This window comes from Halomonas sp. 707D4 (assembly GCF_024158685.1).
GTDB lineage: Bacteria > Pseudomonadota > Gammaproteobacteria > Pseudomonadales > Halomonadaceae > Vreelandella.
Genome location: NZ_JAMZBD010000637.1, coordinates 1 through 1433 on the forward strand (window position 1 = coordinate 1; position 1433 = coordinate 1433).

Annotated in this window: 1 protein-coding gene; it reads right to left on the minus strand. The window is 69.9% G+C overall.

The genetic code is table 11. The features are described from left to right. A partial coding sequence (locus BIS11_RS17460) for an insulinase family protein (RefSeq protein ID WP_253586705.1) occupies window positions 1–1433 on the minus strand: 1433 nt, incomplete at both ends.

The window sequence follows — 1433 nt, forward strand, 5'->3', positions numbered from 1 at the left end:
GGAACGCATCGATGCGGCGGGCGATCTCGTCGCTCTCCACGTCGGCGGACTGCACCATGAAGGCGATGCCCGGGGTGTCGAGCAGCGGCGAGTAGCTGGCGTTGACGACGTAGCCGAGCTGCTGTTCGGTGCGCAGGCGCTGGTAGAAGGGCGTGCCCAGCCACTGGGCGATCACGCCGAGGGTCGCCTGCTCCTGCACGCTCTCGTCGTGGCCCTGGGCGTAGCGCAGCACGAGCGACTCGTCCCGGGCGCTGTCCGGATGCAGCACCTGGCCGCCTTCGCCGATGGCCAGCGGTGTCAGGTTGGCCACCTCGTCTCTTTCGAGCCGCGGGCGCAGGGCGTCGCGGATGAGGTTCGCCTGGGCGCGGGCCTCGTCGGCGTCGAGGTTGCCCACCGCCATGGCGTCCACGTAGAGCGAAGCGAGAAAGCGCCGGCGGAAATCCTCGAGGTGATGGCGCTCGAGGCGCTCGCTCGCCCGGTAGAGCTCGGCGCTCGACCACTGCGGGCGCATCAGGGCCTCGCTCAAGGTGCGTCCGGCCTGGTTGTAGAGCGCGGCCTGGGGGGCGTTGCGCCACTCTCGGGCGAGCTGGTAGCGCACCCGGTCGAAGACCTCGTCGGTGATCGGCGCGCGTTCGAGCTGCTCGATCGCCTGCTCGATGAACGGCGTCTGGCCGTCGCGCCAGCCCGAGAACGACATTGTCATGCCGCGGGCATGGGGGTAGGCGCTGAACGACTGACCGGCGAGCCAGGCGGGGTAGAGGGTGGTGCTCAGGCTATCGTTGAGCCAGCCGGCGAGCATCCGGGTCAGCACCGCTTCCTCGGCGGAGTAGCTTGCACTCGGGTGCTGGAGGCTGACGCGCCACTCCACGCTCGGGGTGTTGAAGCGGCTCTCCTGCATGTGCCACACCGTGAACGAGGGCGTCTCGATCAGCACGCTCGGCGCCTCGTCCTGGCCCGGTTCCAGGGTCAGGTCATGGGCGATGAAGGGGTTGGGCGCGGGCAGCGCGAGCCCGCCCAGCGCCTGTCCGGCGGCCGGGGGCGCGGGCAGGGTGCGCCACTGGGTGTCGAACCAGGGCGAGACGGTGTCGCTCTCGACGTCTGCCGCCGAATAGATGCGGATCAGGTTGTCCTGCGTGAGCGCATCGAGATAGACCGCCTGGGCGTCCTCGTCCATGGCGTCCATGCGGTAGGGGGCGTACTGGACGTCCTCCACCGGGTAGCGTGACAGGCTCATGGCGAGCTGGGTGGCCTCGCTCTGGGCGTCGCCATGCTGCTGGAAGCGAAACGCCTGTTCGGCGAGCGTGGCCTGCTCATCGAAGCGCCACGGCTCGATGCCTTCGCGGCGAATCTCGTCGACGGCGGCGAACAGCGTCGCCTGCACGTCCTCGAGGCGCTCGGCGCCGCGCGGCGTCAGGCTGATGGCGACGGTGAAC